We start from the raw sequence: 23,729 nt of genomic DNA on the forward strand, positions 1-23,729 counted from the left end.
GTCACATTGCTCCCCCAAACAAATTCGTTGTGGCATCATTGATCGTGATTAACATTTCTTGATCATTACGATTACCACGATAAATTTGATGAAAAACCATCCCATCCTTGATAAATAAAACGCGCTTAGCACAGCTTGCCGCTAACGCTGAATGCGTCACCATCAGAATTGTCTGATTACTTTCATTGTACTTCCTAAATAGCGACAAAATTTCAGCCGCATTTTTTGAATCCAGTGCCCCAGTTGGTTCGTCACCTAGTAAAATATCAGGATTGGTAATCAAAGCGCGGCCAATCGCCACTCGCTGCATTTGTCCGCCTGATAATTCAAATGGATATTTATTAAGCAAATCTTGAATACCTAATTGTTCCGATAATCGGTGCAATTTTTCTGCTTTATTTTTTGTTCTGTTTGCCAAAACGAGTGGTAAATAAATATTGTCTCTGACTGACATTGTATCTAGTAAGTTAAAATCTTGAAAAACGAAGCCCAAGTGATCACGTCGATAGCTTGCCAATGCTTTATCAGATAAGGTAGTCAAATCCTCGTTATTAAGCATGATTGTCCCTGTTGTTGGCTTGTCTAATGTTGCAATACAATTTAATAGCGTCGATTTTCCGGAACCAGACTCGCCCATGATTGCAATAAATTCACCAGCTTCAACTTCAAAATTGACGTCAGCCAATGCCGTAACCGTATTGTTTTTAAATTTACCTCGATACTCTTTTTTGAGATGCTCAACTTTTAGTAATGTCATAAAATGAATTCCCCCTTTGTTATGTCTATATTCATTTTAAATGAAAAAAGAGGTGAGTTGCCTTACACCTCATCACTAAAGCTTACAGTTTCGTAAGGTTGTGTTTTTGTCTGCTTAAAATCAATTGTTACCGTGGTGCCGCTTCCCACCACCGACGCAATTTTGATATCATGTCCAAGCTCACTTAAAATTTGCTTCACCATGAACAGCCCCAAACCACTACTGTTATTTTCAAGCCGACCATTTAGTCCCGTATAACCTTTGTCAAATAATCTCGGCAAATCACTGGCTGCAATGCCAATACCAGTATCTTCAATCACTACTTGATGCTGATTAACAAACATCACTTGAATGCGACCTTGTGGTGTATACTTAATCGCATTAAAAATAATTTGTTCTAAAACAAATTGCACCCATTTAGGATCACTCACAACTGTAAAATCATCGCCCACCATTGAAACCGATAGATTTTGGCGGATGAAAAACAATTTATACGCTTTAATCACATCACGCACAATTGCCTGCAAATGGATAGGTTTGAATGTCAAGTCTTGATGTAAATTCTTGAGACGAATAAATTGTAGCATCATATTCAAATATTGATTCACAATGAGCAATTGGTTACTCGTTTCATATTTTTCAATCGTATCGGTTTGATTCATCAAATCCAACACAGACAATGGCACTTTAATTTGATGTGCCCACATGGCATAATAATCTTGAATGTCTTGTATGGTGTTAGCCTGAGTAGCTAACGCTTTTTTCTGCTGAAGTGCCTGTTGTTTGAGCAAATCTTGGTACAAATGAGCCACGGAAGAAGTCGCTGGTAAGCTTAAATTATCGACCGACAAGCAATCATCTGACAAAATATTTTTTAAAGTTTTTCGTGTTTGGAACCATCGCCAAAACAATAACAATGTCATACCAAATAAAAAATACAAGCCCACATAAAGTGCATCAATTGCAGCATCAATATCTAGAGAGCGCATCACAACACTCCAAAATAAAGCCCCAAAAATGAAAACAAAAAGCAGGTAAAAATACCAATAATCCAGCAAAAATAACCAAATTGATTGCAAACATTTTTTAATCATTTAACGACAACCCTTTCCCTTTAACCGTGACCAAAAATTTTGCAAATCCGATTGTTGCAGTTTTTTGACGTAAACGTGCCAAAGTCACTGACAACGTATTGCGATCAATAAAAATATCATTGTCCCATAAATTTGACATAATATCTTCGCGAGACACCACTTGATATTGATGACTAAACAATAAGTGTAACAACTTGGTTTCATTTCTAGTCAAAGTTACTGAGCGTGTTCCCGTTCTGAGTTGATCATCAATAATATCTAAACTAAAATCTTGAAATTTTAGAACGCTTCGATCAGACACAAACGTATATTCACGACGCAAAAGCGCATTAATTTTGACAATCAACAATTCAATATTAAATGGCTTGGTGACATAGTCATCACCACCAAAATTCATCGCCAAAATTTGGTCTGTGTTGTCATCACGACTGGATAAAAATATAATTGGAACCACACTATCCTTTCGGATTGCTTGTGTCCAAAAAAAGCCATTATGATACGGTAAATTAATATCCATTAAAATTAAATGCGGCAAAAATTGGTCCACTTCTGTTTTGACATGATTGAAATCATGGCACGCTTCAATTAAAAATCCCCAACTTGATAATGATTTTTTTAATAAATTAACAATTTCATGATTATCCTCGACTACAAATATTTTAAAACCCATGGCACTCCCACTTTTTTCATCTTATTGCAAAACGCCGAGCTTGTATTTCGCCGACATTATTGTTAAATTATAGTTATTGTTTTTCACTATACCTATTGTAATATATGATATACCAAATTGTTGCCTTTCATGTCATCCGTTAGTTATCATTTATCACAAATAACCCCATACCACAGGAGAAATTATCCAAAGCATGACACCCATTGTAACAGAACGACTGATTCTTAAACCATTGCAAATAGATGACTACGAAAGTTGGTTTAATGGTTTTTCTAATCGCTTTCCTGCCCAAAGCCCTTATGATGAAGGCAAGTTAGACATGAGCATTTGTACAGCAGATTGGTTTGCCGACTTAGTTGGTAAGCATAATCGGTTACGTGAAACTGACGATATTTTGATTTTGGCTATCTTTGATAAAAATCACAATCACATCGGTATGATTGATGTTGCAACGCTAGCTAGAACCAATATGGCGTGGGGAGAATTAGGCTACTTTATCCATAATCAACTATGGCGTCAAGGCTTTGCCTTTGAAGCGTTATCTGCACTCATGCCCTATCTTGCTGACACAGCAGGATTTCATCGTATTGAAGCTCATGTCATGTTGCATTGGAAAATTATCCTTCTCAAAACTTACTAAAAAAATTGGGCTTTTCATTTGAAACAGTTCGAAAAGGCTTCATGTTAGAAAATAATAAGTGGACCGATAAAGCAGTTTTTTATCGTAATCTCTATTAAAAAAGAGTGGCACATTGAACGTGTCACTCTTTTTTTTGAAGATTGTAGAACTAACATCCAGTTTACAACGAACTAAATTGATTCACTCATTGTCTTTTTTGACGACATTCTTCAAATCACTTTGAATTAATTTGACTTTTTTATTATTATCCAAAAATAATGGTACAGTTTCTTCAATAACATCACTTAACTCAAGCCCATAAAAGCTACTTGGTTTAACAGTGTGGCCTTGCAACCATAAGCGACCACCAATCAAGAAACGATCCCAAGGATGAATGTTTGGTAAACGCAATAAATCAGCTGAATATTGATTAGCAATAACATACTTAAAATCACTCACACTACCGTGCTTATCAATCGCATATCTTGGAAACTGAGGTTTTAGAACTTCTTTTTTAATTAAGTCGTTAGCAATTTGTTTGATATACAGATGAATTTGCGGCTCAACTTTAAAACCAAGCCTGAATGTGACATGCACCATATTTGTTGTCCCCATCATATCAACTTCGTAACTTTTTTCATAAGGATCCGTTGCTTCACGAACGGTGACAAACCAGTAAACAGCAGCACGCTTGGGCTTGGATCCTATCAATGAGTAAATAACGGATCGCTTCAACATGTAATTTTGATGGACGTTAGCAATATAAACAAGATTTGTCGCAAATAGCGGCTCATTTTCATCTTCAGATAAGTTGACTAACTGTTTACGATAATCTCGCAAAGACAAATAATCATCTTTTTTGGCAATTTGTTCACGACGTTTATTACCATAAAACCAAACGGTCATCATTATCAAAATAGCCAACATGATAATCAAGGTGGCATATCCACCGTGTAAAAACTTACCAAGACTAGCAATCAAAAAGACAACTTCAATGAAGCCAAACACAATCGCAAACAAGCTTGCCACAAGGATTGACTGATACTTCCTCACAAATTCAAATAGTAGCACTGTTGTCATCAACATGGTAATTGTAATTGACAGACCATAAGCTGCCTCCATATTGTGCGAAGTTTGAAATACCCATACAATAATCAAGCCTATCACACACAAAATCCAATTTACAGTGGCAATATACATTTGACCACGAGCGTCACTAGGATAAAATGTCCTTAGTCTTGGGATTACTTTGAGATTAATTGCCTCACTAACTAGAGTATAGGCACCAGAAATCAACGCTTGCGATGCAATTACTGCCGCTAAAGTTGCTAATATAACCCCGACAAGCCGCCAAGAATGAGGCAAAATCTCAAAAAACGGATTTGAGGCTTGCTTCAGAAGGTTTGCTTGGCTGCTATGGGTCATAATCCACGCCCCTTGTCCCATATAATTTAAAATCAACATTGTATAAACAAACGGCCAGCTAATATAGATATTGTGCTTACCAACGTGACCCATATCTGAATAAAGTGCCTCAGCACCAGTGGTAGCCAAGAAAACACTTCCTAATATAAAAATACCAGTTTTATTTTCTGGACTCACAAGTACCTGTATAGCATAAACGGGCGACAGTGCTTTCAGGATCGATAAATCACTAAAAATATTAATCAAGCCAAAGAAACCAATAAAAAGGAACCACACTAACATAACCGGCCCAAATAAATTACCTATCTTCTTGGTACCTGCCCGCTGAAATGTAAAAATAATCACCAAAATAACTGTTACGGTAACCATGACAATAAATTGATCATTTGGAAAGGATAAAATGCCAAAGCCTTGCCCTTTTAAACCTTCAATTGCTGTTGTTACGGTAACGGCAGGCGTCAGCGTCCCGTCTGCTAACAAAGCTGATCCACCAATTAAAGCTGGAATCAACAGCCATTTTTTATTGACACTTTGAACACGACTATAAAGCGCAAAAATGCCACCCTCCCCATGATTATCAGCACGCAATGCAATCAAAACATATTTAATGGTCGTAATCAACATCAGTGTCCAAAACACCAAAGAAACCGAACCAATAACAAACTCATTTAAATGCTGAGTACTCCTTGCACTATTCAAGATGGAATTCATCGTATACAATGGCGACGTACCAATGTCGCCATAAACGATACCCAAAGCAATTAGTGCGCCCGCAGACGACCATTTAGTCTTTTTTTCTAAATCCATTTGTGATTCCCCTCTTAATTATGGATACTTTACTAATTTACGATTTGTCAATATTATAACAGTATTTATGATTGGTAGACCAATAACATTGTCATAGTTTGATATGTTACTTGTGGTCATTTAGTTTGTATTAAAAAGTCAACTACTGTCCCTGTACTGCTTTTGTCGTGAAAATAACCAGAAAATGCTTGCAAAATCATATTACAAGTTTTATACTTACTTTTAGTAACTAGAAAGAGGTAAACACCCATGACAAAATTTGGTATCGTAATTGGTTCAATTCGCAAAAATTCTTATTCAAAAGGTGTCGCAGATGCACTTGTTGCTGGACTTCCTGAGGACGCAGACGTTACTTATTTAAATATCAGTAATCTACCCATTTATAATCAGGACTATGATGAAAACTCACCAGAAGTTTACACAGCATTTAGAGAACAAGTGGCAGCACAAGACGCATTCATCTTTGTCACACCAGAACATAATCGTAGCATTCCAGCTGCATTGAAAAACGCATTGGATATTGCATCACGACCTTGGGGGCAAAATTCTTGGGCAGGAAAGCCTGCATTAGTCGCCTCACAATCAATTGGTGGGACAGCTGGTGTTTTAGCACATCATGTCTTACGTCAATCATTGGTATTTTTAGATATGCCAACTCTACAACAACCAGAACTTTACATTGGTAACACAGGCAATTTAGCTGATGAAACTGGTCAAATTACAAATGACGACACAAAAGCGTTCTTGGCAGGCGCTGCCCAGAAGTTTGTGACATTTGCTAACAAGTTTTAATCATCATATCAAGCCAAGCAAAAGCTAACCCTTACAGGGTTAGTTTTTTTGATCACTACCAAATGATACACTCGACCAAATCAATTACTTGAATAATAACGAACATCATAGTATGATTTGTGTATAAGGTTTACGTAAGCGTTTACGTAACTATAACTCACTGCTACTTAATAAAAAGGAGAATGGTTATGCACACAAAAGATTTTGGACTCGATACTTTTAGTCTTGCTGGTAAAACTGCCTTAGTTACTGGTGGTGCATCAGGATTAGGTCGTTATTATACGGAGGCACTGAGTGCGGTAGGCGCTAATATTTTAGTCATTTCTCACAGTGAAAATGGTTGGTCTGAAACAAAAAAAGTGGTTGAATCGAATGGTCAGACTGTCCACTTCCTAAAACTGGATATTACAAGCAAAAATGTTGGGGATGCTGTGACAAATTTTGTTAATGATCACGGTAGTAAGTTAGATATTTTAGTTAACAACGCTGGTCTTCAAATACGACACGAGTGGCAAGCATTTCCTGACGATGATTGGGACGCTGTCATCAATTTGAACCTCAACGCAATGTATCATATTTCAAAAGCTGCTGCGTTGATAATGGCAAAAGCTGGTGGTGGTAAAATAATCAATATCGGTTCAATGCAATCATATCGTGCTGGTAAATTCATTTTCCCATACACAGCCAGCAAACACGGTGTGATTGGCTTAACAAAAGCATACGCAGATGCTTTGGCTCCGGATAATATTCAAGTCAATGCCATTGCACCCGGATATATTGACACACCAATGACCAAGGCTTTGCAAGAAGATAAAACACGAAATGAAGAAATTTTGAATCACATTCCTGCAGGTCACTGGGCCAATCCTAAAGAATTAATGGGAACAGTTGTCTTTTTGGCCAGCCATGCATCCGACTATGTAACCGGTGTCACACTGCCAGTCGACGGTGGTTATCTGCTCCGTTAAGTTTGAATAATACTTTTCAAACTTATCACAACGTTATGGTAAACTTAAAAAAGCAATACATTGTTTTGTGTATTGCTTTTTTTAAACGGAGATTATTTTTATGACAAATCAACAAAAACTGACCATTAGCGACATTGCCAAACTGGCTAATGTGTCGATCGCAACTGTTAGTCGATACCTCAATGGTCAACTGAACCAAATGTCTGAAACTACGGCTCAAAAAATCAAAAAAATAATTACTGAAACTGACTATATTAGAAATTCGGCTGCAGTTCAACTCGCAAAAAAACGATCAAACTTAGTCGCTGTTGTTGCCTCTAACATCGATGAGTATTTTTCGTCTGAATATTTTAAAGGGATTGTTTCAATTTTAAGTGCTTTTGGATATATCGGTGTCTTGCTGGATTCTGATTCCAATCTAAAAACAGAAAAAGCACATTTAGAGTCCGTCTATAATCAAAATTTTGCTGGGATTATTTTACAACCACTGACAACAGATAGTGCAGTAATTCGTAAATTTTTGAACAATAATATGCCAATTGTCCTAATTGATCGTGAGTTTGCTGATTTAGAAATGAGCTCGGTAACAACCAATAACTTTGAAATTGCAAAGTATGCTATGTCCCAACTTTCTCCTGATTCTTTTTCTAGTGTGACTGTGATTACCGAACCGGTGAAAAAACTGTCGACACGGGTAGCACGTGTTGCAGGTATTAAAACCGTGTTTGATCAAGTTAATGTCATTGAAACGCAGTCCGAGCATTTTGATGTGAATAAGCTATCAGAAACAGTTGATCTAAACAATCCCAAAAATTTACTAGTGGTTTTGAAGGAACGCTTATTGATTCAGTTATTGACACACCCTTCTTTTTTAACGCAAGCGCATCAGACGCAAAATATAACTGGCTTCATCGATACTGCGATGCCCCGTTATCTTGCACCGAATTTCAAATTCATTCAGCAATCACCCTATTTGATGGGGGCTTCTGCTGCGGAAATACTCATCAAACATCTATCGTCAGAAAACAATGATTACCACCAGACTATTCAAAACATTATCATCCCCTCACACTACAAATAAAGAATTATCAAAATGTCATAACAAAGCATTTCTTCTCCCAACAGGGTCGAGAAGAAACATAAAAAGCCGACATCAGTAGCCTGCTTTGACCAAAACTTACACGCGCGCATTGCTACCAATGATTTGTAACGGCATGAAAAATTTCGTCCGTTTGGCCAACTCTTCAAATAACTGATTGTCTAATTCACCTAATTGTGCCAAATGTGTCATTAAACTCATTTCATCAACGAGATGAAATTTTTTAAAATTTAGGGTTGACATAAATTTGCCCAACGCTTGAATATCATCATTTAACATAAAAAATGGTTTTTCATTGGCTACTAAGTGAACATAAAGCGTATAACGAGAAGATAACAGTGCCAAAGGCGCATTCCGAAATGCAGAACGGTAAATACCTATTTCTAAAAATGTAATCTGATCGGTTGAAAAAGTTGCAAAAACATGCTTGGTTTCATCGCCAATCTTAATCTCATCATTTTTCAATTCAAGTACTCCGATTGGAAATGGATTAGAAGCTAACACTTTTGAAAATAAGCTATTTGATTGTGGCTGTTGCGGAAATAATTCACCATCTATATTAAAATCAATAAATGTTAATTTTTTGTCAATATTATTGGGTATGTCCATCATTGTTATCTGTTGCATAGTATGTGTCATGTGTTTTCTCCCTGATAGCCATTACTTATTGTGACGATTACGCCATGCCCTGATTCCCAGCATCACCATTGTCACTAAAACAACAGCAAACAAAAAATAACGCATTAATTCGCCAACTCGAAAGCCTTCCTCGTATGCACTCACCAAAAATAACATAATGTTTCTCCTGTTCTCTCATTAAAATATCACCAATAATGATATTTTATGACATATAATATCAACTCAACTACAATTATGTAATCGGTTTCATAAAATGTCAAGATATTCTTGTACACATTGTATAGTTAAAAAGGACATCAGTTCTCATTCGAGCTGATGTCCTTTTATCAATAATGCTAACCTTCAAAAATATCGCGCCGTTAACGTTAGTTGATCGTTATCCGTGTAAACCTCAATAATATCTTTATCAACTACCAACAGCACTTCATCCAAATTACCGGTCACTTCACGACTTTCATATTGGTCACTTTCCCATTGCTTACGCGTCATGGTTAATCGATTTTCTTGACGTGATAAGGTTAAATCATCGCCGAAATTTATCAGCCAGTCAGCTTGTGTGTGCAACGCGTATGCGCCCACACCACTAACGTCTTCTGGCTTTACAGATATCGGCTGCACTAATTCAGCGATTGGTGCTTGGGTTAATTTGTTGTCATCAGTAACGTGCAAAACTCTTGGTAATGACAAGACATGAACCCAGTTGTCCTCTGCGATAGTCGGCACCTTGCTTTCACGCTCTGGGGTCATCATTCCTGCCCATCCCCACATAATACGGCGGCCATCTGGGGCGTTTAATGTTTGGGGCGCATAAAACTCAAATCCACGATCGACTTCTTCAAATGATGTTTCAGGTGTGAAATGAGCCGTTTTTTCATCAAAATGTCCCACCACATAACCAGTGTTATGAATATTTTCGTACCGGTGATTAATTTTATCCGGCGCAAGACCCTGTGGCGAGAACATGAGCACTTGTTTGCCATCAACTTCAATTAAATCAGGACACTCAAGCATGTAACCACGCACCTCAGTTAATTCACCGGTAATCAATGAGCCTCTAAATTGCCAGTTTTCAAAATTAGTTGATTCGTAAACAATAATGTCACCAATATTATTATCAGGACGTGCACCTAATATCATGAAAAAGTGTCCATTTTGACCTTGCCAAACCATTGGATCACGTACATCTTTTGTAAATCCTTCAGGATGAGGAAACAATTGACCTAACCTAGTGAAATTAAGCCCGTCATCACTCACCGCCCACATTTGATGTGAGGCGACACTATGCCCAGCTTCGTCACGTACATTACCGGTATAAAAAACATACAACCGATTATCTTTAACAAATGCTGTACCAGAATAGATGCCAGCAGCATCTTCAGCCAATGACGGCTTCAAGGCTGTCTCAACACGTTCCCAAGTGATTAAATCTTTAGAAACAAAGTGTCCCCACTCTTTATACTTGTGATTACAAGCCTTTGGATTCCATTGAAAGAAAACATGATATTTTCCTTTGAAATAAACCAAGCCATTGGGATCATTTAGTAATCCCTGTGTTGGATATAAATGAAATTCCTCTCGGGAAATTGTATCGTTCTTTACTAACATTGAAACCTTCCTTTTGTTATTGTGCCTTAGGTACGATTGTCAAAATATCATCTGTCGTAATCACTTGATTTCCATATGGTGCATCAACGATTACCTGCTCAAAATTATTTGTGTTTGTCACTAAGACCATTGTCGTTACGGGATAGCCAGCGTCTTTAATAATAGCTGCATCAAACGTTCCTAGTTTATCACCTTTCGAGACAGTTTGTCCTTGTTTGACAAAGCTCTCAAAGCCTTTACCATCTAAATTAACGGTATCGATACCAATATGAATTAAAATTTCAACCCCATCTGCTGTGGTTAAGCCATAGGCGTGTTTGGTGGCATAAGCAACAGTAATTGTACCATCTGCCGGTGCGACTATTGTCCCATCAGCTGGTTCAATCGCAGCACCTTTACCCATCATACCACCGGCAAAAACAGGATCATTGACAGTCGCCAAATCAACTAATTGACCAGAAACTGGGGCACTAATTTCAAAACCATCAACAGTTGAAGCATCAGCTGAAACATCTGTGGTTGCTTGTGATGCATCATTATTTTGATTTGGCATGTGTGACTTACCATACGTTAATGTCACAACAAACGAGACAATGAAAGCAACTGCTACTGCTAAGAAGAAACCAACCCATTTATTAGCTGGAATAGCAATAAAACCAATCAAGCCGGCAGGACCAAGTGATGATGACATCACGTGGAATAATCCCATAACCAAAGCCGCAATTCCTGACGATCCTAACGCAATAAAGAATGGGAACTTATACTTCAAATTGACACCAAACATCGCAGGTTCAGTAATACCAAGCATTGCCGAAGCACCTGCTGATGAAGACAACGCACGAACTTTTTCATTTCCTTTACTCAAGAAGTAAATGGCAAATGTAGCAGCGCCTTGCGCGACGTTTGCCACAGTAGCAATTGGGAAAATAAAGTCGCCACCCGTTTTTGCAACGTTGGCCAACAACTGCGTCTCAATTGCTGGGAAACTCTGATGAAGTCCTGTAATCACGATAGCTGAGTAGAATGAACCAAAGACACCATAGCCAATAAAGCCAAATGTTGTCACTAACCACGTCAACCCGTCTGTAATACCGTTAGATACTGTCCGTAAAACTGGACCAAGCACAATAAAAGTGATAAATCCTGTAATAATTAAGGCTAACATTGGCGTGAATGTAAAATCAATTGCGCCTTTCAAGTGCTTATGGAAAAACTTTTCCAATGTAGCCAGAATGAAAGCAACACCAATCACTGGCAACACTTGTCCTTGATAACCTGCCTGTGCGACGGATAAACCAAACAAATCCCAAGTTGGCATTTTTCCTGTCGCAACTGCTTCAGCAACATTATAACCATTAACCAGACTTGGCATCACCAACATCATGCCGGCAGCGGCACCAAGAATTTCATTACCACCAAATCGGCGTGTCGCTGTGATACCAATCAAAATTGGTAAAAATGCAAATGGCGCTGAAGCCATCAAGTTGACCATCTCAGACACTCCCGTAATGCTGGGATACATGCCTACCAATGATTTTGGGCCAAACATATTGGGCTGCGTTAAAATGTTGTTCAAGGCCATCAATAAACCACCAGCCACCAACGCTGGAATCAATGGCACGAAAATATCAGATAAGACCTTAACCAAATCCATTAAAGGATTCTTTTTACCAGAAGCCACAGCTATTTTTTTGAGATCGTCAGTTGAAGCCTGCTTAACACCAGTTAATTTAACAAATTCATCATAAACACCATTAACATCTCCTGGACCAACAATGATTTGATATTGACCATTGGCATTAAATGTTCCTTTTAAATCTGGATCATTATCCAAAGCAGCTTGGTCAATATTTTTAACATCCTTCACTACCAAACGTAGTCTCGTCGCACAATGTGCTGCGGCTACGATATTGTCCTTCTTGACTGCTTGCGCAACACGCTCAGCCACTTTCCTATAATCCATATTCTACTCCTTTTTTCAAATACTGATGAGATATTTGGAACCGTTTCCATTTCCTTAACAATTACATTGTAACCGCTTTCAATGATTAATGCAATCTTTTTTTTTAAATTAATTTTTAGAACTGAAATATTGTCTTGCGTATTTATGGTACGATAACCTTATGGAAAAAAAGATTACAATTGCAGACATTGCCAGAATGGCTAACGTCGCAAAAAGCACCGTTTCACGTTACTTAAATGGTGGCTCTGTCAGTGAAAAAACACGTCGCAAAATCGACACAATTGTTTCAGATTATAATTACCAGCCTAATGCTTTGGCGCAAAATTTGAAATTAAAAATTAACCACACTGTCGGGGTCATTGTCCCCCGTTTAGATTCAACAGCACAGGTGGAAATGTTGCGTGGTTTGGATGCTGCCAATGATGAGGACACTTTTTTAATTGTCAACACTTATCAATCGGTCGCGCGCGAGTTAGCGGCGATAGAAAAGTTGCGTAACCAGCATGTCAGTGGTCTAATCATTTTAACCGCTAATATCACTGATGACATTCGTGACGCACTGAAAGCTTTTGATGTACCAGTCGTCATTCAGGGTCAAGATGAAGGTGATTTTCATCGCGTCTTAATGAATGACCGTCAAGCCGGTGACATAGTTGGGCAGTATGCCATGTCTTTAACCCCCAAAAAAGTATTATTGCTGACAATACCTGAACAACAAGATTGGTCCATTGGCCATGAGCGTTTTACTGGGGTTTATCATGCTTTAGCAGACTACGACGTCACCACTATTCATACCAAATTTAACATTGACGAGGCTAGAAATGATGCATTAAGTGTCATGTCTGAGAATACGTTTGATTTGGTGATTGGTGCCACTGATCGAATGACAATTGGTGCATTACAAGCTGGTATTGCCACTCATCAATCAGCCAAATATATTGGATTTGGAAAATCTGATTTAAGTACAACTGTCACCCCTCATCTCACTAGCTTTGAATATGACTTCTATGAAACAGGTAAGCTAATGTATAATCTGTTGAAAAATGTTCGTGAAAATAACCCTTCAGAAAAGCAACGTCTTGTGTTTGATGGACAGTTAGTTGAACGTGAATCAACACAAAATTTTTATTGATTATTCCAGCAAAAAATGCTATGCGCAAATCATGGTTTGCGCATAGCATTTTTTGTATTCATTAAATCTTTTTAAATAAAAATAATTTAGTGTCTCGAGCATCATACCCTAACTTTGAAAAGGCAAAAAGTTGTCCAGAACTCAAATAAGAATCATCTCGCACACTCAATGTGGGGCTTTGCTCAGGCCTATCAAAAAAAGCTGCCATTTCTTGACTCATTGATCCAGCTTCAATAATAGTATCTTGAAAGCCGACTTTTAAAGCATCATTTTCTTCTACAAAATTAAATAATGAGCCGTAAAGCGCTGTTTCTGGAATTTGATGAACAATGTTTCGCAAATAATAAGACTGCTCAAAAATAAATGGCTTATCGTCAGCATATCTAAATCGTCGCACACTCCACAGCGGGATGTTCGAATCTAATTGAGTGCCGATGGGTAGAAAAGCGGCTTCTGCAACTGTCGTGGCCTGTATCGTGGCATGCTTAGTTGTTAAATGACGCCCTTGACGCGCCATTTCATCAGTCATACCGACAGGATTTTGTAACGAAATGGCATGATTGTTCATTCGTGGTCTCACAAATGTACCAATACCATGCGCTTGGAAAGTATAACCCATTTGGCTTAGCTTTTTCAGCGCTTGTCTTAGTGTATACCTTGTGACTTGATAGGTTGCCATTAATTCAGGCTCTGGAGGCAATTGCATTGTGCCGGAACCGGTCGGTAACTGTTGGATGTCATCCATTATTTTTTTGACTAATGTGTCTGTTGCAACAGAACGCTCTCCCTTTGCCATAAAATTTTCCTTCCAGATTTCGTATTTTCTGACGCACTATCATCCATTATGCCTGAATTTAGCGTAAAACAAAAGACTTATTGTTCGGAGAGGTCGCCACAACAAGTCTTTGCTCAACTTAATTCAAATTATCACCATTTGTTGTAATCACCTGATTAAACCATGCGAAGGAATCTTTTTTCAATCGTTTTAAACTACCCTCGCCGGCATCATTTTTATCAACATAAATCATGCCATATCGCTTATCCATTTGTCCGGTCCCTGCTGATACCAAATCGATGAAGCCCCATGGCGTGTAGCCAATCAGATTAACACCATCAACATTGATAGCCAACGCCATCTGCTCAATGTGTTGGCGTAGGTAGTCAATACGATAGTTGTCGTGAATTTGACCATCTTCAACCTTATCAAATGCACCCAATCCGTTCTCAACGATAAAGAGTGGCAATTCATAACGATCAGTCAGCCAATTTAGCATATATCGTAAACCAACAGGATCAATCATCCAACCCCAATCTGAAGCAGCCAATGTTGGATTTGGAATTTCTGTTTTGTCATCTCGTGTTGTAAAGTCAGCACGCTCATCAGCGACTGCTTGCACAACGTGGGAAGCATAATATGAAAAGCCGAGGTAATCCACTGTACCAGCCTGCAAGACATCTAAATCAGATAATGTGATATCTAAATCAAACTGTCGTTGTTTGAAATATTGACGTAGCCAAGCAGGATAGCGCCCTTTTATTTGAACGTCAGCGTACCAAGTATTGACTTGCATAGCGCGTTCTGCCTTCATGATGTCTTTTGGATCTGGACTAGCCGGATAGGCTGGTCCAAGTGCCAACATGGCACCAATTTGGAAGTTAGGATTAATATCATGGCCAATTTGAACGGCCAAGGCACTCGCAACCACTTCATAGTGACTAGCTTGATACATCACACGCTCAACATCTTCATCTGGTTTAACCACAATACCAGAATTTGTAAACAGTGACCATTCATTCATCATTGCTGATTGATTATTGATCTCATTAAAAGTCATCCAATATTTGACCTTGTCACGATAGCGTTGGAAAACCACGCCGGCAAATTTTGTGAAGAAATCAATCATCTTGCGATTACGCCAGCCGCCATATTCAGTCACAAGATGATAAGGCATTTCAAAGTGAGACAGAGTAATAACAGGTTCAATGCCCTTACTTAATAATTCATCAAATAAGTCATCGTAAAATTGAAGTCCCGCTTCATTGGGTTCATCTTCGTCACCATTAGGGAAAATTCGTGTCCAAGCAATACTGGTACGGAATGCCTTTAAGCCAAGTTCGGCAAATAAAGCAACATCCTCTTTATAGTGATGATAGAAATCAATTGCCTCATGATTAGGGTAGTTTTCATCAGGCAAAACGCCATCTGTAATCCGTCGTTTGGTCTGATTATCGCCAGCCGTCATGACATCAGCTATGCTAATGCCCTTACAGTCTGCCTGCCAACCACCTTCAAATTGATGCGCCGCCACGGCACCGCCCCACAAAAAATCTTTTGGAAATGTACTCACAATTATCCTCCTATTAAGCATTCACTGCGTTTGTTTGTTCATCACGTACTAACTTGCCATCATAAAACTTGATAAATGGATACCAAATGACAAAGGCCACTATGACACAAACTAGTGCTAAGACGGCTGCCCGCCAATCACCACCTGATCCAATAAATCCTGACAAACCACCCGGCGTTGGCCAAGCAACCTGCGCAATCGGTGGATTAACCAGATGGAATTTGATAGCAAAGTATGCGACTGACATTGACGCCATTGGTGCTAAGAAAAACGGAATAGCTGTATAAGGGTTATACACAACCGGCATACCAAACAAAATTGGTTCGTTAATATTGAAGAATGACGGCACAATGGCAGCTTTTCCAAGCGCACCTAGTTGTGCTGATTTGGCAAAGAAAGCAATGAATATTACCATACCTAGTGTCGCACCAGATCCGCCAATAGTAACAAACGAGTTATTAAATTCACCGGCAAAAGGAATATTGGCCCCAGCTTGGTTGGCTGCCATATTTGACAAGACAATTGGTGTCAAAAATGACGTGACAATTGTCGCACCATGAATACCAACAATCCAAAGTGCGTGCATCAAGAAGTAAATGACTAACAAACCAATCCATGTGTTCGTTAGATTCGTCACGAAACTAAATGGTACGGCAATGACTTTGAAAATATCAGTATTCAAGGCAACCAGTATACCGTTAATAATAATGACTGTGAATGCAATTAGTGCAGTTGGAATTAATGCCATGAATGAATTAACAACACCTGTTGGCACAGTATCTGGCATTTTAATCGTCCAATTTTTCTTCACACAGAACGTATAAATTTTCACAGCAATGATTGACATGATAATAGCTGTGAAGATACCAGTCGTACCCAAACGGGTGACACCACCACCCATTTCCCAACCATCAATAATTTTGCTGTTTTTGCTAACAACATTAATTAATGTCATTGCACCATCCTTGAAAATAATTTCAGGGACACACATTATAAATGCCATCAGCGATAGTAATACACCGTTTAGTGGATTAACGTTAACTTTTTCTTCTTGTGCTTGAATTCTTGTGTATTCATAACCAAAAACAATACAGAAGTAAAGGGCTAAAATTCCCATCGTTGCTGTGTTAGCAATCATGTACAAGCTTGTTAATTTGTCAAATGACGCCGACCAAATGCCTGCTAAAGCAGGAAAGCTTTGGGGGATAATACTTACAATCAAAAACATTGAGCCAACAATTGTAAACGGAATGGACGCCATACCTGCCGCCATAACACCACGAACAATTCTCAACTGTGCTAACTTACCCATCGGTCCCATCAAATGCTTACTTAGAAACTGGAACATTTTGTTATCACTGTTATCCATGATTCACTCTCTTTTCTATTAAACTCATTGCAAACTTACTTTAAAGTCTTGAAGTAGCTTAAAATACTTATCTTGGTCTTGTGAAATTAAACGTGCCCGCCATTCCAATAACAGACATAAGCCCATACCAACCAGTAAAATAATTAAAATAACTGATTGGCTTTGATCATTGATAAATGGCCAAAATGTATGGTTAAATCCAAATAACATCACTATCACTAGTGCCATATTACTTGCCAATTGAACCCAATATCCCGCAATGGTTAGGGTCAATTTATGATTAGGTCGCCAATATTTACCCGTCTGTTCCACAGCAACCGCAATATTTATCAATAGCAACGCTGCAGGCAGTAACCAGTAAAATCCTGTTCTACCAAACAATAAGAACATCCAGTACATATTGGTGAAAAAGAAACCTGCTGTCACATATCGAAAAATTAAAAAGCGATTGAAAGCCATGCTTTTGATGCTTAGATTTTTTCGCCCACGATCCATCATTTCTGACTTATCTTTCACAGTCAATCTCCTTTCGAAAAATACTTTAGCTATTCGTCGACATTAAAAATTGTCATCACCATATCCCCCAGTAAGTTAACTCATTCGAATGACTTAATTATAACATCAGTAATTAAAAATGTAAACGCTTTCTTTTCTTTTAAAACAGTGTTGAGACAATTTTGAACTCCCAAAAAAGCACCTAACCGGAGTAACTGTTTGCCAGCGACATCCGTTTAGATGCTTTTTATATTTTTGATGATTTCAGTCAATTATTAAACTTTGCAGATCTTAATCATGTTTACGTTTAATGGTCACTATTGTCATAAAAATTAACGAAACAACCATACCTGCAACCACCACAGACAAAGTAATCAATCCAGCTGTGTCTGGTAAAGCAGCCTTACCAACATTATTGGCTTTTTTAGCCGTTAGTGCGGTTGCGGATGCTGAACTTGACGAATTGAACGGTGTCAAATCAGAACCAGTCTTACGATTACCAGATACGTTGCCACTTTGACTCTCGCTGCTGCCGTTTGAACCAGAACCAGAACTATTACCATTGCTCGACGATTTTTGATCTCCGGAAGGCTTTGCGCCTTTATCAGCAAACAACGTCACCGTCATAACACGACCAACATTACCAGCCTTATCAATTGTTCTTGCTTGAACAACTTGTTTTTTAGCAATAGTCAATGACTTCTCATAGGCTTGCCAAGTTTTGCCTTCGTCTAAGCTATATTGGAGTGACGTGCCCGCAACATCGGGATTAGGCAATTGATCCGTCATTCCTAATGACACAATAGCTGTCTTATGCGCAGCATCATATTGTGTTGAAATAGTAGCTTGGGATTCAATTTGAGGTACGATGTTGGTTACAGATGTTGTAACAACTGCTGATTCATTCCCATAATCGTCCACAGCTTTAAATTCAACCTTAGTATTTGCACCAATGACAACATGATCGTTGTATTCTATCCAAGATTTACCCTGATCGAGACTATATTCTGTATGAATACTATCATCGCTTGGGGCATCTGTTGGTAACTTTGCCGCTTCAGCTGTCAATGATACCGACTTGTTTGTTGGCGCTGTTGTGCTTGCACTAATAATCGGCTGGTCTAATGTTCCTTTATAATAGCGAACATTGACCTTTTTACTGGTTTGATTACCAACAGCATCACTAACCGTAATATCAGCGATATTGTCACCAGTCGTCAAATCTAACGGTACATTAAACTGACTCATCTGCCCGTTGTTACCTTTACTAAAAATAAATGAAAACTTTTGATTTTCAATCATATCGCCATTGATGTTAATTGCGTAACCATCATAATTATCATTCGCACTACCACTTAACTGATATGGCGACTGATTAGTTTTGATTTGATATGAGCCATCTGAAAGGCGTTGTAACGAGCTTTCATTAAACAAACTCAAATCAGGTAATGTTGTATCAATATAGAATTGCAGACTATTATCGACAATGTTTTGTCCTTGATATTTCACCTGAACAGGTACAGATACCTTTGTATTTGGCGCTGCTTTTATCTTGGTCTCAAAAGTCAATGTTTTCGGATCATAGTTGACTACTGTACGCTTAGGACCCGCAGTTTCACCTATCATCAAGCCGTTATCGTCAACTGCGTGTTTCAAATGACCACTAATTGTCAACGTCTGTGTATCTTTATCGTACGAACTCGTTGTTGATGACACAACGTTCAAACCATAATTCAAGTCATTATCAAACGATATGACAGAACTTGGGTCACTAATGAATTGTGCATCAGCTGAACTATTCACCGTAAATTTAACGACGTCATCAACATTGCCATCTTTATCCGCTGCTTGTGCAACGAGTGTATTGTCACCAAACTGTAGTGGCACATCGGCAGAAAATGAGCCCTTATTGTCGCCAGTACTCTTAACATCCTTAGTAATGTTAGTAATCTGATTGGTAGACAAGTTACCTACTACCAAAGTGTCTAGCGAATCTATATCGTCTAGAGTACCACTCATATTAAAGGTTGTTTGGTCGGTTGACAAGTTTTCATTCGCATGATCTAAGTGGACGACTGGTTCAGTTACCGAAATTCTTGTTTGAACAACTCGAATCACATTTTTCCCTGCTTCATCCGTACTGAATACAAATTTACCATCTTCTGGCAACGGGATACCATTCTTGCTATCTGTCATATCAAACACTTGAGTCTGTGGGTCAGCCTCAACCAGCTTACCATTGACGTAAAAGTTTGAAGGATATGATCCCATTAAGGTTATCGTGTTATAACGACGGTGATAGATGGCTGAATTAGTTGTAATGACTTCGTTATCATTGAGATCATAAAGAACGAGACCATAAGTTGTTTTATCCGGTGCTTGTACAAGTTCTTCAGCATTTCCAAAGTTTCCGGCGTTGTCATAAGCGCCAATTTGGATATTATTTTTGCCAGCCTGAAGCGCCGAAACTTGATCAGCATTCAAAGTCACATCAATTGCTTGCTTCAATGTATGACTGTCTGATAATGGTTGGTCATAAGTTGCACTAACACCGTTTATTGCGACAACAACTTTGCCAAATGAAGCGATACCACTCAGTTCATCCTTTACAGTCGCTTTCAGATGATATGCGCCATCGCTGCCAACCGACAAACTTGATTTATCAAAATCAATCGTTGGTGCAACTGTGTCCAACTTGATTGGCAAGGTCTGTGACTGTTTGTCAGTACTTCCCGATTCAGATTCAGCGGAAATTTTATAATAGTACTGACCATCTGTTGCTGTATCGTACTGACCTGTTTTAGCATTCCAAACCGTGCCATCCCACCTCAAGCTATTTCCAGTATAGCTGGTATAGCTTCCGGTAGATGCGTCATAGTAAGTCTTAGTTACCTCAGGATCGATATAGAGAGTTCTAATTGGTTTTTGGTTTGCATTTTTATCATCATCCGGATCATTTTTATAAATTTGCGCAGTCAGATTTTTTGCATTACGCCACAAACTCACAATAGGCGTCGCTGTATCTTGACTGTCATCAAAATTCGGTGAAAATGCGATATTACTTGGGGTAATATTATCACCTTTGGCGTTCAAACCTAAAATATTTTGTTCACCATCCATGAAATAAGAAGTACCATAGTAAGAATTTCCCGTCCAAATGGGATCATCAAATATTTTTTGACTATTCCATTGTCCGTAATAACCAAGATATGGCACAACTAAGTTTTGAGCACTTGTCGTCACACCATTATTTTCGGCTTGGAAGCCAACATAGCCTTCCACATAGGAGTTTGTTACCTGTTGTGGCAACGTAAGTTTTACTTTAACAGTCACTGTATCGTTCGCTGCAACAGTAATTTTTTGATTGCCATCTAAAACACTTTCACCTTTGTGATTAGTAGCCGACGCCAAATTAATGGCAGCACCACTTAATTTGTCATCATAAGCATTTTGCTGGCTAGTAGCACTATTTGTCCAAACACCACCGTAGTTGTTGAAAGAATAGGTGGCCTTATCTTTATCATTGTTAGTTAATTGAACCGTCATAGTCTGTGTGTTACTAGTGATTTCTTTCAACGAAATCGACGCATCACCGGACGTGGTCGTCGCAAATACTTTGTTATCGACTGCTTTGTCAACTTGCACTAATCCCGCACCTTGACGACGTGGCGAGACAATCGCGTCAGGATGGTCCTTATCATAGAGCGGCACAGCCGTGTTCATCAAATCAGTTTTCACATATTGATTAATATTACTTGCTGCAACACTTCCTGCAAGTGATTGTGTTACCAACGCCGATACACCGGCTGTAAATGGCGACGCCATTGACGTGCCACTCATTTCTTGGTAACTATTATTATTTGCAGTTGACCAGATTTTACCTCCTGGTGCAGTAACATCAGGTTTTAATGTCAAATCAGGCGTTGGCCCATAAGAACTGAAAGTAGACATTTTGCCAGTGCTAGCATTTGGCGTTGTCAAATTTTTGACTGCAAAATTATAAGTTTGATTGCTGTGGTCCTTAACGTAGGCTAACAGTGATTGCCCACCATCATATAAAATAGCCATTGTCGTAATTGACGTGTTCATTGAAAAATTAAGCGCCGTTTCATCAGGTTTATTATTAATAATAATTAAACCAGCTGCCCCAGCATTTAAAGCATTTTCCTGCTTTTCAGTGAAGGCAATACTGCCTCGCATGACAACAGCAACTTTGCCTTTGACATCACTATCAAAGTCTTTAGCGTTACCAACACCAGGTAAACCGTCACTACCGTTTTTAGCCAAATAAAGAGCTTTGCCATTCAGTTTAGTTAGATCAGCTTTATCCGAAAGCTGTGTGACAAGCGGATCTTTGAGTGTTTGCGCCCCAGCAGCTGTCGTCAAATCTAACCATGGTGAGACCATTGTTGTATTTTCAGATGACGCTACCGTAATTGCATCAGCCGCAACACCCGGCGACCCGACTGTACCATTATCATTTGTCAAACTAGTTGATTGATTATTCGTAGCATCAGCAGATGTTGACAAACCATTGTTTCCAGCTGAAATAACTGGTACAACGCCTTCTTTTGCTGCTTGATTAACTGCTTCTTGTTCTGGATCGTCTTGATCCTGGTTGCCACCAACTGAACCTAAGGACATGTTGATAACATTAGCCCCTAATTTAACTGAATCCTCGATTGCCGACACAATGTCATCACTATACGCACCACCACCATTGTTCGAGAAAACCTTCATGTCTAGCAACTGTGCGTTTGGCGCAACACCGACCACATATTTAGTGGTATCAGAACCAGTTTCAGCGGTTGCCTTACCATTTGCCGCCGTAATACCCGCTACGTGCATGCCGTGCATTTCTGAGGCCCCAGTATCGTAGACTGTATCACTAGTCCCATCAGCATAATTATAAGCGAATGGCACTTTGTCGGAATACCATTTACCATATCCAAGCTTTTGGATTGCTGCACTCGATTCAGACTGTGTTAATTTTTCAGAACTATTATTATCCAACGTCAAATCTTTGTGCGTTGGGTCAATGCCTGAATCGATTATGGCAATCAGTGTGCCCTCACCTTTTAACTTATACTTTGACCAAACTTGTGGTACGTTAGCAATTTCATTTGCTGATTGATCTTGTGGGGCATACACATTAGCAGGTGTGACTGCTTTAACCCCTTTAATCGCTTGAATGGCACTAATGTCACTCACCTTAGCATTGATTGAAAAACCATTAAGCAAATAGCCAAAGGTCTTTTTGGGCTTATTGCCTGTCAATTTTGCTACTTGATCACGAACTGGTTTCTGAGCCTCAATTGTCGATTGCGTGGCCTTATCAATCAGATTGATTGACTTTGTCGATCCTGTTGGTGATGCCGTTGACTGACTTGCCGCTTTTTTATCCAGTTCAACGATTACTGTGACAGTTTTGTTCTGCAATTCTGATGAGGAACTAGGAACTGTTAATCCTTTTGCTTTTAATTGTGCTTTGACTTTTTTCTCAAAAGTCGTTTTCTGATTCTTTTTTGCTTCCGATGCTGCGCTGTCTAGTGTCTTTTTAAGTTTGGCCTTTGAAACTGTATCAGTCAATCCTTTCGTCACATCACCAAAAACAGTGATGGATTGTGGATTAATAACCAACGAACTTAAAATTGTGCTCACTAAAAACAGCGAAGTCGTTTTCTTTCTTACAACTCCCATTACTCTCCCTTTCTTAAATGAAAATTAAATATAAAGTATATGTTATATTAAAAAAAGAATAATTTCAATTAGAAAAGGCGTCCTAATGACGTATAATTTAATTTTTCATTGATATGAACCGTTATAACAGTTATTTAAATTAAAAAATATTGTCAAATTTTAAATTTTTGCTATATCTTTGTCTAAGGTATTTCAATCACACCCTCAATTATGAATAATTACATTTGTATCAAAAAAAAGATTTGAA

General features: G+C 38.6%; 18 protein-coding genes. 5 read left to right on the forward strand and 13 right to left on the reverse strand.

Annotated elements, in window-relative coordinates; all coding sequences use genetic code 11:
- Position 1: 1 nt before the first annotated feature.
- The 3 genes from IAE53_RS06560 to IAE53_RS06570 all read right to left on the reverse strand — a co-directional run bounded on the left by IAE53_RS06560 (position 2) and on the right by IAE53_RS06570 (position 2,521).
- Positions 2 to 757, reverse strand: a complete 756-nt coding sequence (locus IAE53_RS06560) for an ABC transporter ATP-binding protein (RefSeq protein WP_010280380.1) — start codon at positions 755 to 757, stop codon at positions 2 to 4.
- 62 nt (positions 758 to 819) lie between these two features.
- On the reverse strand, positions 820 to 1,746 hold the full coding sequence (locus IAE53_RS06565; RefSeq protein WP_233610688.1) for a sensor histidine kinase: 927 nt from the start codon (positions 1,744 to 1,746) through the stop codon (positions 820 to 822).
- A gap of 97 nt (positions 1,747 to 1,843) precedes the next feature.
- Positions 1,844 to 2,521 (reverse strand): response regulator transcription factor, encoded by a 678-nt coding sequence (locus tag IAE53_RS06570; RefSeq protein ID WP_188353284.1) that lies wholly within the window; start codon positions 2,519 to 2,521, stop codon positions 1,844 to 1,846.
- A 193-nt stretch (positions 2,522 to 2,714) separates the two neighbouring features.
- Between IAE53_RS06570 and IAE53_RS06575 the strand changes: the two genes are divergently transcribed.
- Complete coding sequence (locus tag IAE53_RS06575) at positions 2,715 to 3,161, forward strand: GNAT family N-acetyltransferase (protein WP_368668229.1); 447 nt, start codon at positions 2,715 to 2,717, stop codon at positions 3,159 to 3,161.
- Positions 3,162 to 3,341: 180 nt separating this feature from the next.
- Here the strand turns inward: IAE53_RS06575 and IAE53_RS06580 are convergent, their stop codons facing one another.
- Positions 3,342 to 5,372 (reverse strand): KUP/HAK/KT family potassium transporter, encoded by a 2,031-nt coding sequence (locus IAE53_RS06580; RefSeq protein WP_200136114.1) that lies wholly within the window; start codon positions 5,370 to 5,372, stop codon positions 3,342 to 3,344.
- A gap of 249 nt (positions 5,373 to 5,621) precedes the next feature.
- Here IAE53_RS06580 and IAE53_RS06585 point away from each other — a divergent pair, with 249 nt between their 5' ends.
- The 3 genes from IAE53_RS06585 to IAE53_RS06595 all read left to right on the forward strand — a co-directional run bounded on the left by IAE53_RS06585 (position 5,622) and on the right by IAE53_RS06595 (position 8,213).
- Positions 5,622 to 6,164, forward strand: coding sequence for an NADPH-dependent FMN reductase (locus tag IAE53_RS06585; RefSeq protein ID WP_200136115.1), 543 nt, complete (start codon positions 5,622 to 5,624; stop codon positions 6,162 to 6,164).
- Positions 6,165 to 6,352: 188 nt separating this feature from the next.
- Positions 6,353 to 7,132, forward strand: coding sequence for an SDR family oxidoreductase (locus tag IAE53_RS06590; RefSeq protein ID WP_010280392.1), 780 nt, complete (start codon positions 6,353 to 6,355; stop codon positions 7,130 to 7,132).
- Positions 7,133 to 7,232: 100 nt separating this feature from the next.
- Entirely contained in the window at positions 7,233 to 8,213 is a 981-nt protein-coding gene (locus tag IAE53_RS06595; protein WP_010280394.1) for a LacI family DNA-binding transcriptional regulator, read from the forward strand.
- 96 nt (positions 8,214 to 8,309) lie between these two features.
- On the opposite strand, the gene IAE53_RS06600 is transcribed toward IAE53_RS06595, so the two are convergent.
- The 4 genes from IAE53_RS06600 to IAE53_RS06610 all read right to left on the reverse strand — a co-directional run bounded on the left by IAE53_RS06600 (position 8,310) and on the right by IAE53_RS06610 (position 12,438).
- Positions 8,310 to 8,870 (reverse strand): hypothetical protein, encoded by a 561-nt coding sequence (locus IAE53_RS06600; protein WP_200136116.1) that lies wholly within the window; start codon positions 8,868 to 8,870, stop codon positions 8,310 to 8,312.
- A 21-nt stretch (positions 8,871 to 8,891) separates the two neighbouring features.
- Positions 8,892 to 9,026 carry a hypothetical protein gene (locus IAE53_RS11540; RefSeq protein ID WP_010280396.1) on the reverse strand — a complete coding sequence of 45 codons (135 nt, stop codon included), beginning with the start codon at positions 9,024 to 9,026 and terminating at the stop codon, positions 8,892 to 8,894.
- Positions 9,027 to 9,212: 186 nt separating this feature from the next.
- Positions 9,213 to 10,475 (reverse strand): glycoside hydrolase family 32 protein, encoded by a 1,263-nt coding sequence (locus tag IAE53_RS06605; protein ID WP_148422858.1) that lies wholly within the window; start codon positions 10,473 to 10,475, stop codon positions 9,213 to 9,215.
- Between the two features lie 16 nt (positions 10,476 to 10,491).
- The gene (locus IAE53_RS06610; RefSeq protein WP_010280401.1) at positions 10,492 to 12,438 is read right to left on the reverse strand and encodes a sucrose-specific PTS transporter subunit IIBC; all 1,947 of its coding nucleotides are present in this window, start codon (positions 12,436 to 12,438) and stop codon (positions 10,492 to 10,494) included.
- A gap of 160 nt (positions 12,439 to 12,598) precedes the next feature.
- Here IAE53_RS06610 and IAE53_RS06615 point away from each other — a divergent pair, with 160 nt between their 5' ends.
- Positions 12,599 to 13,570, forward strand: coding sequence for a LacI family DNA-binding transcriptional regulator (locus IAE53_RS06615; RefSeq protein ID WP_148422859.1), 972 nt, complete (start codon positions 12,599 to 12,601; stop codon positions 13,568 to 13,570).
- A 61-nt stretch (positions 13,571 to 13,631) separates the two neighbouring features.
- Here the strand turns inward: IAE53_RS06615 and IAE53_RS06620 are convergent, their stop codons facing one another.
- From IAE53_RS06620 to IAE53_RS06640, 5 genes are all read right to left on the reverse strand, one after another.
- Entirely contained in the window at positions 13,632 to 14,366 is a 735-nt protein-coding gene (locus IAE53_RS06620; protein ID WP_010281803.1) for a GntR family transcriptional regulator, read from the reverse strand.
- A gap of 118 nt (positions 14,367 to 14,484) precedes the next feature.
- Positions 14,485 to 15,918 (reverse strand): 6-phospho-beta-glucosidase, encoded by a 1,434-nt coding sequence (locus tag IAE53_RS06625; RefSeq protein ID WP_010281804.1) that lies wholly within the window; start codon positions 15,916 to 15,918, stop codon positions 14,485 to 14,487.
- A gap of 13 nt (positions 15,919 to 15,931) precedes the next feature.
- A complete protein-coding gene (celB, locus tag IAE53_RS06630) occupies positions 15,932 to 17,287 on the reverse strand; it encodes a PTS cellobiose transporter subunit IIC (protein ID WP_010281805.1) in 1,356 nt (451 codons plus the stop codon).
- Between the two features lie 24 nt (positions 17,288 to 17,311).
- A complete protein-coding gene (locus IAE53_RS06635) occupies positions 17,312 to 17,803 on the reverse strand; it encodes a hypothetical protein (protein ID WP_010281806.1) in 492 nt (163 codons plus the stop codon).
- Positions 17,804 to 18,073: 270 nt separating this feature from the next.
- A complete protein-coding gene (locus IAE53_RS06640; RefSeq protein WP_200136117.1) occupies positions 18,074 to 23,482 on the reverse strand; it encodes a S8 family serine peptidase in 5,409 nt (1,802 codons plus the stop codon).
- Positions 23,483 to 23,729: the final 247 nt, after the last annotated feature.

Origin of the sequence: Leuconostoc sp. S50 (assembly GCF_016624925.1) — a bacterium.
Lineage (GTDB): Bacteria > Bacillota > Bacilli > Lactobacillales > Lactobacillaceae > Leuconostoc > Leuconostoc pseudomesenteroides.